Genomic DNA, 12618 nt, shown 5'->3' on the forward strand with positions numbered 1-12618 from the left:
TATCCGGTATTAGCTCCGGTTTCCCGAAGTTATCCCAGTCTTATAGGTAGGTTATCCACGTGTTACTCACCCGTCCGCCGCTAACATCAGAGAAGCAAACTTCTCATCTGTTCGCTCGACTTGCATGTATTAGGCACGCCGCCAGCGTTCATCCTGAGCCAGGATCAAACTCTCCATAAAATTTATGATGTTTGATTAGCTCATAATACTAAATAATGTTTGTAACTTAATGTTACGTTTTTTGGAATTAACGTTGACATATTGTCATTCAGTTTTCAATGTTCATTTATTTTTTCAATCTCTCATATTATATAACTTCTTTTTTTAGAAGTCAATGACTTTTTTTGAGATTACTTTTAATATATTATATTGTTTAAAGAAAGAATTCAATAGTAAGTTTTACACTTTTGTTTTTCTTTCTTAAAAAATTACTTGTCGTTTTGACGACTTTTATATATTAACAACTTTAATTATTAAAGTCAACAACTTTTTGTAAAAAGATTTAATTTAGTTTTAGTTACTTTCTTTTTACAAGAATATATTGTACCAGCTTTATAAATCATTACAATAGAAAAACGTACAAAAATAAAGTAAATTTTGTACGTTTAGTTTATATTATTACTATTTATTAGTAGCAGCAATAACTTTTTGCGCTATTGTTTGATATATCTTTCCTAAATTATCGTCTGGTTGATAAATTGATGGTGAGAAATCTTTAGGATTCCATGATGGTTGTTCTAAAGGTAGTTGTCCTAAAAGTTGAGTTTGTAATTCGTCTGCTAATTTAGTTCCTCCACCTTTACCAAATACATACTCTTTATTACCTGTTTCTTTACTTTCAAAATAACTCATATTTTCTATAACACCTAGTATTGAGTGTTCAGTATGTTTAGCCATTGCTCCTGCTCTTGCAGCAACAAAGGCAGCAGTTGGATGAGGTGTTGTAACTATAATTTCTTTGCTAGAAGGAAGCATCGTGTGTACATCTAATGCTACATCTCCTGTACCTGGTGGTAAATCTAAAATAAGATAATCGATATCTCCCCATTTAACTTCAGTAAAGAAATTCGTTAACATTTTACCTAGCATAGGGCCTCTCCATATTACTGGTGCATTTTCTTCAACAAAGAAAGCCATTGAAATTACTTTAACTCCGTGACGTTCAACAGGTATTACTTCTTTGCCTTTTATACCTGGTTTCTCATCTATTCCCATCATATCAGGAACACTAAATCCATAAATGTCAGCATCAACCAGTCCAACTTTCTTACCTTCTCTAGCTAAAGAAACTGCTAAATTGACTGCAACTGTTGATTTACCTACGCCACCTTTACCAGATGCTACAGCAATAAATTCAACGGGGTTATTTTGAGACAATATACCTTCGATTGTTTTTGGTTTATTTTCTTCTTTTGGCTTAAACTTATTCACTGTTTCTTCTGATAATTCTTCAAAACGTATGCCTACAGTTTTAGCTCCATTTTCTTTCAATTTCTCTACAACAGCCATTTGTAAATCGAGTTGTGGCGCTCCACCTAATTGAGCCATTGCTAATTTAACACTAACATGTTCTTTTTCTTCTTTAATAGAAACTTCAACTATTCCATTAGTTTCTTTTAAAGGTACATCTATAATAGGGTCTTTTATCTCTCCTACTAATTCTTTAACTTGATCTACCGTTAACAAAGTAAATCCCCCTTAAATAATTTGATATATCTACATAACAACAAATGTCATAGCTTTACGTAGTCTTTCCTATAAATTATAAATCTTTTCAATCAATAAAAAAAGAAGTTAGCCTATAAATCACTGACTAACTTCTTTCTATTATACTTTTCGTCTATTTCTTGCTAGTTCTCTCGGTTCTTTTATAAATAATGCAAAACCAAAAGCAATGATAACAAGTACTGATACAAAAGCAAATGAAATATCTACACCTATAGCTACAGATTGTTGTTTAATTTCATTTGAACTTAAGTGTGCACTTGCTGTTGGTGCAAACATTTTCGCTCCAAAACTCATAAGTGTAACCATTAATGCTGTACCTAAAGATCCAGCCATAACTCGAGCAAAGTTCATAATTGCAGTTCCGTGAGATATATCATCATTCTTAAGTGAATTTATACCAGTTGTATTGATTGGCATCATTAATAATGAAACTGAAAACATTCTTATAGCATAGACAATAATTAAATAAGTGTACGACGTATCTGTATGCAAAAAGCTTAACATGATCGTTGTAGTAATTAATAACGTGAAACCAGTATAAATGAGTGGTCTAGGTCCATAAGTATCATAAAATTTACCAGTATAAATTGACATAATACCATTGATAATTGCACCAGGCATAATTACTAGTCCAGATAACATAGCTGATAATCCCAAGCCATTTTGGACATATAATGGAATAAGCAATGCCGGTCCAACCATTGACATCATAATAATCATTGAACTTATAGTACAAAAACTAAATGTTTTATCTTTAAAAACACGCAAATTCAATAACGCATTACTGATATTAAACTGTCTTTTTACAAATATTAATATAATAATCAAACTGATGATTAATGACACAATGACAAATGGACTTGTAAAGCCTAAATCACCAGCACTACTAAATGCATAAAGCATTATACCAAAACCAAATGTTGAATAAACAACTGATCTTTTATCTAACTTAGTATATTTAATTTCATTGTAACTAGAGATAAATATCCAACCAAAAATAAATGCGATTAATGCAATACCAACAATGATAATGAATGGTACTCTCCAACTTGCATGATCAATAATTAATCCAGTTACGGTAGGTCCTAGTGCTGGAGCGAATTGTATCACTAGTCCGGCTAAGCCCATTGCAAAACCGCGTTGTTCCTTACTAAATAATGTGAATAATGTAAATTGCATTAAAGGCATTAATACGCCTGCGCCAATAGCTTGAATCACTCTCGCTAACATTAATATTGCAAAATTCGGCGCTAAAGCTGCAACTATAGAACCAATTAAAAATGTTCCCATTGCTGCTAAATATAATGGTCTAGTTTTAATTCTATCCATAAAATATGCGGTTAACGGAATCATTACACCATTAACTAACATAAATCCTGTAATTAACCATTGTGAAGTATTTTCACTAACATTCAATTCTCTAATAATACTCGGTAATGCGGTATTTAATAACGTTTGGTTTAGTATAGCAACAAAGGCACTTATTAACATGACCGCTACTATAAAGTTACGTCTTCTTATAGATATATCAATATTATTCATCTGCAACCTCCTTTTAGAAATAAAAACAATTTTCTCATCAATATTAATTACCCTAAAATTGTTAAGAAAAAGAAGTCAGAATCTAAAATGATTCAAACTTCTTTCTCTATTCTTTATTATTTAAATTTTTACTATCAGGATAAAATTGTAATTTACATACATATAGGAAACCGATAATGACCATAATTACCCAAAAGTCTATATTAATGTACACGTAATTTAAATGTATGATGAAGTAAAATAAAGTTGTAATGACTGCATACGATATTAAATGAAACGTTGCTCCATTAAAATAAGGATTAGAAGGTAACATTTTCCTGAAATAATCCATTAAATGCTCTACAGCAACAATAATAAAATAACCAAAAAGAATATAGCTGCCATAATACATTAAGTTATCAAAGCCATTTTTATTATAAGAAAACCTTCCTAAATCATAATAAATTAAAATTCTACTCAAACCATACAATCCGAATCCTAAAAACATTAAAAATATAGCACCTGATATAATAAAAATAAAGAGGACAATCAATGTAGTTAACAAATTATAAAACCTATGTTTTAAAGAATTCATAACTATTGTCCTCCTTTTATTACTTCTACGTATTTATGCTATCTACTTTGTTAAGCATTAAATACTTTCTACTCTAATAACACTACATCAAAATTTATTTAATTTCTATCTATTTGATTCGACAGTTTGATTTTTATAAATAGTAAGCCAAACAATAATTAAAATGATAAATATAACTGACACGGCACCTAATACATTATGAAGATTCGCTCCAAACCAACCTACTTTCAATGCATATAAATACCCCATTATTGTTGAACCTATCGATGAGCCCAAGTTTTTAGTTAAAGCATAAAAAGACATCATCTTTTTCATTTGAATCGGGCTAGTTTCTTCTTGAACAATAACACTATCTTTAGTATAGATAAATCCGAAACTACAACCTGCTAATATGACTGCAAATGCAATAATGATTGGAGATTTCAAACCTATTGCTATGATAATACTTGTAATAAGTATCAACGAAAAGGCACTTAAGTATAATGTTTTTCTTGAAAAGACCTTTTCTAAGCGATATAAATTAAAGTTTAGAATAATCCAAGCTAATGATAACGGGAAGATGACTAATCCACTTTGCAAGGGTGATAGCTTTAAATGCTCTTGTAAATACACAGGAATATATAAATTGAATCCCATTAAAGACAATGCAGTTAACATATCTGTAACGAAAACAAGTGAAATAGTTCTGTTAAATTCTACTACTGGTAAAAATGGTTGTGCTAATTTTTTCTCTACTTTAAATAATGTAACTGCTACAATGATAGCTAATATAAATGATATAACATTGAAATATAAATGTTGTTGGTTTAACAAACTAAACATAATTAATGCTATAAAAATATAAAATAATGTCAAACCTTTAGTATCAAACTTAACTTTATCTGCAGTTTTTCATTTGGAAAATGAAAAGTGATAATCACTAATATGATTGCAATCACTGCAATAGGTATATTGATAAAGAATAACCAATGCCATGTAGCAAATTCTAATATTCCTCCACCTAATAATGGTCCGACTATACTCGAAATCCCCCATACACTACCAACTATTCCCATAATTTTATAACGTAATGGTATTTCAAACGCTAATTTCGGAACGATTTGTGATAATGACATCATCACACCAGCACCAAAACCTTGAATTACTCTAGCGATCACTAACATATGGAAATTAATACTTAAACCTGACATTAAACTACCTATACTAAATAATAGTATTCCAATAATTGCGATATATATGATTTTAAAGCGATTTAATAACTCACCTACTATAGGATTAGCTATGACTAATGCTATAAAGTAAGCTGTAAATATTAATGATATAAATTTCCCAGCATGCAAATCTTGTTTAATAGTAGGCATGGCGAGTGAAATAATTGATGTTTCAATCGCAGCCATAAACATAATTAAAATTAATGCAAATACTGTGATTATAGATTTCAATTTCATTTGATTTCTCCTTGTAGTTCACAAATTAATCTTATTAAGCATTCCGGATAAAATGTATTCTATTCTTGATATTGTACATTTAGCTGTACCTATCTAGTTTTCAAAATGTTGATAAGTAAATGTTTTAAAAACCTTGTTAGTCTTGTCAGGGTGGGATTGCGAAATAAATTTTATAGAATATTTATTTCTGTCTCAGCGCTATGATTTTATAACTTTTCCATTTTATGCTTTTAACTTTTGAATAACAATCATCCATAAGAATGATATTTAATTAAAAAAAGTGGGGTTTACCCCCACGCTTAGTATTATTACATAAAATATAAAATTCCAATTAGGTGTAGTAAAGAAGCTATAACTATAAAAACATGCCATATCATATGAAAATAACTTCTATTTTTTTGAGCATAAAACCAAGCACCAACTGTATATGATAAGCCACCTAAAAATATAAATAAAATAAATATCCATGACGTTCTGATAAAGATAATAGGAAGTAATATTACTCCAACCCATCCCATTACTAAATAAACAATTAAACTTAATTTGTGATTGACATTTACAGCTATCGATTTATATAAAATACCCCAAATAGTTGTTGCCCATAATAATATAAACACTGTCCATCCAATCCAACCACCTACAACAATTAATAATATCGGTGTATAAGTTCCCGAGATAGCAACATAAATCATACTATGATCTATTATTCTCAAAATATATTTATGCGGTGTGTCATTTTGCATAGAATGGTAAACAGTAGATGATATGAACATTAAAAATATAGCAATAATATAAATGGATATACTAATCGAACCTAATGTACCAAATTGCAAATAACTATGTACAGCTGCATATGGCAGAATCAATAAGGTCGCGAATGCAGCTAAACCATGTGATGCAGCATTACCAATTTCTTCTCCAAAAGATAACGGAATGATATCCTTAAATGATTCTGTGAAAGTTTTATCGTCATTTTGTGACATTTTGGACATCATAACCACCGCCTATACTATATTAGTTTCATTCGTTTCAAATCTTCAGTAGCAGTTTCAACACTGTCTTTACCTTCTTTATTTTTCAATGGAGAAAATTCTTCTGCTCTTGGAACTTGTAACGTTACAAAACTAGTCGCATATTTAAAAATATCGAAATAGAATAACTCGAATTTTAAAGTTGGTTGTTTAACTACACCAAAATTTTCATCTAGTTGATTTAATTGTTTAATTGCTAAATGATATGGTAATTCTCGTTCTACAGCATTTTTTATGAAACCGACTTTAAATGCATGAATGCCGATATTCGCATTATTAAATTGATTAGCGACTTCAGTATCTAATTCAGAATACTCTAATACAGTATCTTTACTATCAACATTTACTAAGCGGCCAACACTTTCTCCCGGCTTAGGTTGAATCGTTTTAGACGTGATATCTCTATCATATTCAACAGTAAATCCAGCGAATAATGGATCTAATACTTTTACTAGCACATTATCAATATTATTTAAGAAAATATATTTAATTTGTTTATCAATGATTAAATCTAAATTTCCAGATTTCTGTAGCGATTTAAACACACCGCCATTACCATTTGGTGTTTCCATAATACGACCTTGCTCATTTAATACAAGTTGTCCTTGTTCACTTAAAGCAACAATATTATCTTGCATAAAGAAATGGATAGCTTCTTTGTCATAACCAAAATAATTATGGTCTTCGAAATATGCTAACGTTTCTTCATGGTTGATATCACTAGTCATAATAAACCATTCTAAAGTATGCCCTGTTTGTTGTTGTAATTTAAGCAGTTGTCTTGCTTGTAATTCAAACAGACTTGTTCCTTCTATTTCAAATGATCCTTTAGGACCTTTATAACCTAAACGTGTTCCTTGACCACCAGCCATTAATAACACTGCAAATTGTCCATCTTTGATAGCATTTAAGCCCATTTGTTCTAGTCGTGTAATTTCTTCTGCAGTAAATCGCTCTTTAATATCATATTTAACTTCTGTTACTGACGACACATCATCAATTGTTTTCTTATTAACATACAAATCTTGATAAAGTTTATTAATAAATTCTAAATCTAATGTAGCTAATTTTTCTTCTAATGCTTCTTTTTCATTTGTACTCATTAATTTTTCATATTCATATAAATGGTCTTGATTATACTTAGCTAATTGATTTTTGTTTAGCATAATTTGCCTCCTACATAGCCTAATTTCCATTTTTTATTTCATTTTAAAATAATCTAATATTCCAGTAGTTCATTATATCATCTATGTATGTCTGAAATAAAACATAAACTGCACCTATAGTTAAAGCAGTAGCCAATGATAAATCTAGTAGTCCACCTGTCTTGAATGTTATAGGCGATTTAATATCAAATGGTAAGGGATACAGTAACTTCACACCTTTAGGGGTAAGCATATCCAATATGATATGTGAGGCTAATCCTGCAATAACCGCAGCCATATAATAAATAGGTGTATATATAAGATGAAGTAAACTTGCGATTAATATAATAAACAGAATTGAGTGAGTAAATGTCCGATGTCCGATAAATAAACGAATAAAGAAACTAATCACTTTAAAACGACGTCCAATTTTACTTTGAGTATGACAAATATCGGGCAGCAAGCTTGCTATCGTTGCAATAATAATTATTGTAACTGAAGAAAATAAATCAGTATGAAAATATTGTGTCGTAAGTGCCCCTACTAATACGCCACAAGATGCATGTGTTTTACCTGTCATCATCATTCTCCTTTATTAATGTTATTATTTTAGCATAATCCACATAAAAATACGAACATATTTTCGGTCCAATTCATTAGTATGACACATTTTTAAAAAAGTATCACATAAATACTTGAAAACGATTTCATTTTAGTTTATGATGAATTTACAAAATATTTAAAGGATGTGTTTGAATAATGGCAATGACAGTAAAAAAAGATAATAATGAAGTGCGTATTCAATGGAGAGTCGCTGATATCAAAATTCCTACAAGTGACATTAAAAAAATTTCACAAGATCAAGATATTCATGCAGTACCTGAATTAGATAGCAAAGACGTTTCTCGAATTGGTTCGACATTTGGTAAAACCAATCGCGTTATTATCGATACTGATAACCACGAATACATTATTTATACTCAAAATGATCAAAAAGTTTACAATGAATTAACAAAATAAATTGTATTTAAAAAAATCAGTCATGGTTGAGGGCTCCATGGCTGATTTTTTTAGGCTCTCTATTTTATAGGACTGATAAATAAAAAGTGAATAATTTAAAATATAAATTATTTTGAAGCCGAGACTCCTGAGGGAGCAGTGCTAGTCGAAGACTACAGGCTGAGACAGCACCCTAGGAAGGGACCCAACACAAAAAAACTGGTTATCCAGTTTTTTCATGCAATGCAGGTTGGGCATAGCGAGGCTTGAAAAATTAATTATGTATCAGTCCAATTTGTTAGAGAACCTCTATTTAACACTTTAACCAAAAATTATAATAATAAATGTGCAATTAATGAAATAATAGGTAAAGTAATGATTGTTCTAATTAAGAAAATCATGAATAACTTACCAATACTAACAGGTATTTTAGAACCTAGTATTACACCGCCTACTTCTGATAGATAAATAAGTTGAGAAATACTTAATGCACCAATAATAAATCTTGTTAAATCATTATGCACACTCTCAATTAAAATAGATGGTAAGAACATATCTGCAAAACCGATAAGTATTGTTTGTGATGCTTCCACCGCTTCTGGAACTTGCATTACTTCAAGTAGCGGTACAAATGGCTTACCTAAAATAACAAAAAACGGCGTATAATTCGCAATAATCGTAGCAATTGTTCCAATACTCATTACTACTGGTAAAATAACAAACCACATATCTATCACTGTCTTAAATCCAGCTTTAAAGAAGTCAACAAAACCTGGTGCTTTAATACCTACTTCAGTTGCCATATCAAATCCGTGACTAATTGCTGTTTTTCCTTCAGGTAAACTTTCAGTTCTAGCACTTTCTGGAACATCTTTTGCGTAGTCATCAGGTATTTTATTTAATGGCCAAATTCTAGGCATAATCACCGCAGCAACTAAACATGACACAATGACAGATAGATAAAATGCAAAAAATTGATTTTGCATACGTACAGTTTCTGCCACAACAATTGCAAAGGTGATTGATACAACACTAAATGTTGTTGAAATTACTGTCGCTTCACGTTTTGAATAAAAACCTTCTTCATATTGTCTACTCGTAATCAACACACCAACTGTTCCATCACCAATAAAGGAAGCTAAGTTATCAACTGTTGAACGTCCAGGTAATGTAAATAGTGGTCTCATAATAGGTCTGAAAATAGGTCCTAACATTTCTAACAATCCATACTCCATTAATAGTGGTAAGAATAGTGCCGCAAAAAAGAATACTGCTAGTAATGTCGGAAGCAAACTCGTAAATAATAATCCGCCAGTATCTTCAGAATATATTAATTTAGGTCCAATCTGTAGATAAGTCATCCACACAAAAATAACTGCTAAAATACGTAAAATTAACCAACCAATTCTAACGTTAAAAGCGTTATTTAGTAAACTTTGCGGCTTTAATTTATCTCTATATATTGTAGAGCAAAAAATGGTTAAAATTCCTGATAATGTAATAATAATTACAATTAAAATAGGCATTACATCTCCAAGAATATCTTTTAATAAACCAGCTAAAAATGCCACGGGTAATGTAGTTTGTTTCTGACCATCTTCAGTGACAGTGATAGGTACTAGGAATAAAATAATACCTATTAAAGACATAATGATAAATTTTAGTCTGCCCTTCACTATCTCTTTCTTAGAATAGCTTTCCATATTATCAATCCATTTCTATTTATTTCGATATCGCTTAATGTCCTTCATTTAAACTTGATATATGATAAGGCTTAAATCAAAAATGATTATCTATGCATAATAATGAATAATTACAGTATATAAATATACGCTAAAATGCAGGTATTTTCAATACAATAACCGAAAAAAGAACAATGATCACGACAGAAATAATTTTCAAAAGATTTATGTCTTAGAACTATCTTAGTAAGACTCATGAGTACGGTTATTAACTTAGCACTATTTTTCATCAAGTCAGTTGTTGTCAATAACAACATATTAAATTTTCAATGCTCCTTTGCTAAGATTAAACTTTTAAATAAATCATTATGTCAAATATATATACTACATCATAGTCTAATGATTGATCACCAAATGTGTTACATCAATTATCAAAGGATGGCAGATGCATGAATAGTTTGATATCCATGCTTTATTTCATTCTTTTTAATAAAATCAAAAAATATGGCGCACCAATAATCGCAATAACAACGCCAACTGGTACATCTAATGGTGGATGTATACCACGCGCCAAACCATCACTAAAAGTCAACAATAGTGCCCCTATTAAACCTGACATTAAAATAACGTGTAAACTTTTATGACCAATAATTTGACGAGCAATATGTGGCGCAATTAATCCTAGAAATGTTATACCTCCAACTACTGCAATAGCTGCTCCTGCTAACATGACAGACAACACTAGTAATATCATTTTAGTCACTTTAACCCTAGCGCCAACAGCAGTTGCAATATCATCACCTAAATTCAATACATCTAATTGATGACTTAACATCAAAATGAATGGTATCGTTACGCCAAACCATGGTAAAACCGTATAGACACTTGTCATATCACGACCATATAAACTACCAGTCAACCATATTAATGCAACATTAGCTTGTAATGGATTTCTGATTAATAAAAATTGAACAATGGCAGTACAAATTGCACCTACTGCTAAACCAATCAATGCTAGTTTCGAGCCTTTAATATTAAATTTGGCAATAAGTATCGCTAAAAAAATGCTAATACATAATGCACCAACAAATGATCCTAAAGGTAGTAAATATAAAGGTGCTGCTGGAAATAACATTATGATAATTACTGCTGCTAAACTCGCACCTTTAGTAATACCAATAACATCTGGAGAGGCTAAATCATTACGTATGACTGACTGAATAATTGCACCCGCAATGGCTAAACTACTCCCAACAATTAATCCGAGCAAGGTTCTTGGGACTCTAATCTGATTTAAAATAAAATTATTCTGTGCTATAAGTCCATTTATAATTTCTGATGGCTTTATTATTACCGCTCCAATACATAGACTAAAAAGGATACTACCTATTAATAAGATGATTACGATCGCATAGCGTTTAATTAACTGAGGTATTGTCATAGCTGTTTCACCCCTCTAATTGTTAGGATTAAGAAATACATCGCTCCAACAAACGATGTTACAATCCCTACTGGTGATTCATATGGATACGTTATCAAGCGACTTAATACATCAGAAATGAGTAATAAATTAGCTCCCAAAATAAAAGTCAGGGGGACCATAATAGTATAGTTATGACTAACATAGCCTTTAACGATGTGTGGAATAATTAATCCAATGAAACCAATTGGACCAGCTATTGCTACAGATGATCCAGTTAACATAATTACTATTAGTCCTATCAATAATCTAATTCGATTCGTATGTTGTCCAAGTCCACGAGCAATATCATCACCTAATTCTAAAATAGATAATTGGCGACCTATCATTAAAGCCAATACCATAGCAATCATGATGACTGGTATTACTTGAAAAACTTGATTCCATTGCATACTCGCTAAAGAACCTACTAGCCAAAACATGACTTCTTGGTTTGAATTTTCATTTAAAATAATAATACCTTCAGTCATACTCATATAAAATAAATGTACTGACATACCAGCTAAAGCAATTTTAACTGGTGTTATACCTTTCGTGGAACCTGATAAAATATAAACTGTTAATCCACCTAAAAATGCACCAATCATTGCCAATACTGTTGAGAAATAACTTAATGAAGGAAGCAAGACAGTGATTAATACAATAACAAATGATGCACCAGAAGTGACACCAAATATTTTTGGTGATGCTAATGGATTTCGAGTCATCGCTTGCATTAATAAACCAGATACTGCAAATGCACCTCCAATAACTATAGCAGCTACCATTCTAGGTAATCGTACATCTCTTAATAATAAAATCGTGTCTGAATCAACATGACCTGATAAAAAATGTGTAATATCTTTAAATTTAATCGCTGAACCCACCACTGTATTTAAATACATAAAAACAACAAGAAGACACACGCTCACAATAAATATAAGAGACGTGTGTTTTCTTGTTTGTTCTTTATCAGTGGTATGGCCAATACATGTTTTGTTAGCCATTAT

Annotated in this window: 10 protein-coding genes, 1 rRNA gene and 1 pseudogene; 1 reads left to right on the top strand and 11 read right to left on the bottom strand. The window is 30.8% G+C overall.

Annotation, left to right across the window (positions count from 1 at the left end):
* The 8 genes and pseudogenes from CD113_RS04010 to CD113_RS04045 form a co-directional block, all read right to left on the bottom strand.
* A 16S ribosomal RNA gene (locus CD113_RS04010) occupies positions 1-180 on the bottom strand; the annotation flags it as partial.
* Positions 181-621: 441 nt separating this feature from the next.
* Positions 622-1686: an Mrp/NBP35 family ATP-binding protein gene (locus CD113_RS04015; RefSeq protein ID WP_002461527.1), complete on the bottom strand. Its 1065-nt coding sequence runs from the start codon at positions 1684-1686 to the stop codon at positions 622-624.
* A 141-nt stretch (positions 1687-1827) separates the two neighbouring features.
* A complete protein-coding gene (locus CD113_RS04020; protein ID WP_002461526.1) occupies positions 1828-3270 on the bottom strand; it encodes an MDR family MFS transporter in 1443 nt (480 codons plus the stop codon).
* A 106-nt stretch (positions 3271-3376) separates the two neighbouring features.
* Positions 3377-3850, bottom strand: coding sequence for a SepA family multidrug efflux transporter (locus CD113_RS04025; protein WP_088177442.1), 474 nt, complete (start codon positions 3848-3850; stop codon positions 3377-3379).
* 99 nt (positions 3851-3949) lie between these two features.
* Positions 3950-5292, bottom strand: a pseudogene (gene sdrM / locus CD113_RS04030) (multidrug efflux MFS transporter SdrM).
* A 308-nt stretch (positions 5293-5600) separates the two neighbouring features.
* Complete coding sequence (gene trhA, locus CD113_RS04035; protein ID WP_002461521.1) at positions 5601-6284, bottom strand: PAQR family membrane homeostasis protein TrhA; 684 nt, start codon at positions 6282-6284, stop codon at positions 5601-5603.
* 17 nt (positions 6285-6301) lie between these two features.
* Positions 6302-7489: a UTP--glucose-1-phosphate uridylyltransferase gene (locus CD113_RS04040; protein WP_002461519.1), complete on the bottom strand. Its 1188-nt coding sequence runs from the start codon at positions 7487-7489 to the stop codon at positions 6302-6304.
* Positions 7490-7532: 43 nt separating this feature from the next.
* The gene (locus tag CD113_RS04045; protein WP_002461517.1) at positions 7533-8048 is read right to left on the bottom strand and encodes a metal-dependent hydrolase; all 516 of its coding nucleotides are present in this window, start codon (positions 8046-8048) and stop codon (positions 7533-7535) included.
* A gap of 179 nt (positions 8049-8227) precedes the next feature.
* Here CD113_RS04045 and CD113_RS04050 point away from each other — a divergent pair, with 179 nt between their 5' ends.
* Positions 8228-8488 carry a SunI/YnzG family protein gene (locus tag CD113_RS04050; protein ID WP_002461516.1) on the top strand — a complete coding sequence of 87 codons (261 nt, stop codon included), beginning with the start codon at positions 8228-8230 and terminating at the stop codon, positions 8486-8488.
* Between the two features lie 311 nt (positions 8489-8799).
* Here the strand turns inward: CD113_RS04050 and CD113_RS04055 are convergent, their stop codons facing one another.
* The 3 genes from CD113_RS04055 to CD113_RS04065 form a co-directional block, all read right to left on the bottom strand.
* The gene (locus CD113_RS04055; RefSeq protein ID WP_002464367.1) at positions 8800-10170 is read right to left on the bottom strand and encodes a YjiH family protein; all 1371 of its coding nucleotides are present in this window, start codon (positions 10168-10170) and stop codon (positions 8800-8802) included.
* Positions 10171-10621: 451 nt separating this feature from the next.
* A complete protein-coding gene (locus CD113_RS04060; protein WP_002464368.1) occupies positions 10622-11590 on the bottom strand; it encodes a FecCD family ABC transporter permease in 969 nt (322 codons plus the stop codon).
* Positions 11587-12615, bottom strand: a complete 1029-nt coding sequence (locus tag CD113_RS04065; protein WP_002464369.1) for a FecCD family ABC transporter permease — start codon at positions 12613-12615, stop codon at positions 11587-11589. Before CD113_RS04065 ends, CD113_RS04060 begins: the two co-directional genes overlap by 4 nt.
* Positions 12616-12618 lie beyond the last annotated feature (3 nt).

Origin of the sequence: Staphylococcus simiae, from assembly GCF_002902085.1 — a bacterium.
GTDB lineage: Bacteria > Bacillota > Bacilli > Staphylococcales > Staphylococcaceae > Staphylococcus > Staphylococcus simiae.

What these genes read in the sequence shown, in the direction of transcription:
- trhA (WP_002461521.1), bottom strand. Translation starts at nt 6,284, where the DNA reads ATGTCCAAAATGTCACAAAATGACGATAAAACTTTCACAGAATCATTT.
- CD113_RS04040 (WP_002461519.1), bottom strand. Translation starts at nt 7,489, where the DNA reads ATGCTAAACAAAAATCAATTAGCTAAGTATAATCAAGACCATTTATAT.
- CD113_RS04055 (WP_002464367.1), bottom strand. Translation starts at nt 10,170, where the DNA reads ATGGAAAGCTATTCTAAGAAAGAGATAGTGAAGGGCAGACTAAAATTT.
- CD113_RS04045 (WP_002461517.1), bottom strand. Translation starts at nt 8,048, where the DNA reads ATGACAGGTAAAACACATGCATCTTGTGGCGTATTAGTAGGGGCACTT.
- CD113_RS04020 (WP_002461526.1), bottom strand. Translation starts at nt 3,270, where the DNA reads ATGAATAATATTGATATATCTATAAGAAGACGTAACTTTATAGTAGCG.
- CD113_RS04050 (WP_002461516.1), top strand. Translation starts at nt 8,228, where the DNA reads ATGGCAATGACAGTAAAAAAAGATAATAATGAAGTGCGTATTCAATGG.
- CD113_RS04065 (WP_002464369.1), bottom strand. Translation starts at nt 12,615, where the DNA reads ATGGCTAACAAAACATGTATTGGCCATACCACTGATAAAGAACAAACA.
- CD113_RS04060 (WP_002464368.1), bottom strand. Translation starts at nt 11,590, where the DNA reads ATGACAATACCTCAGTTAATTAAACGCTATGCGATCGTAATCATCTTA.